This is a genomic window from Streptomyces niphimycinicus (assembly GCF_018883605.1).
Taxonomy (GTDB): Bacteria; Actinomycetota; Actinomycetes; order Streptomycetales; family Streptomycetaceae; genus Streptomyces; species Streptomyces niphimycinicus.
Map to the genome: position 1 here is coordinate 1 of NZ_JAHLEM010001319.1, position 258 is coordinate 258.

At 79.1% G+C, this 258-nt stretch carries 1 protein-coding gene; it reads right to left on the reverse strand.

The window, feature by feature from the left end; all coding sequences use genetic code 11:
- The coding region (locus tag KN815_RS49550) for a hypothetical protein (protein WP_216348256.1) at positions 1 to 258 on the reverse strand (258 nt) is incomplete at both ends.

Consider the following 258-nt stretch of genomic DNA (forward strand, 5'->3'; position numbering starts at 1 on the left):
CCGCACGCTGGCCGAGGCGTCGGAACTGTCGGCGCCCGACCAGGCACAGCCCCAGGGCCAGGGCCAGACGCAGGGCCAGGGTCAGCCCCAGGGCCAAGGCCAGTCCCAGGACCAGGCGCAGCCCCAACTTCAGCCGCAGCAAGCCCAGCCGCAGCCGCAGTCCGCGGGGGAGCCCGGTCTCGTCCGCTCGCCCTTCGCGCTGCCCCCGGCCGCCGCCGACCGGGCGCAGCCCGGCGCGCTGCCGCCGGAGCTCGGCCC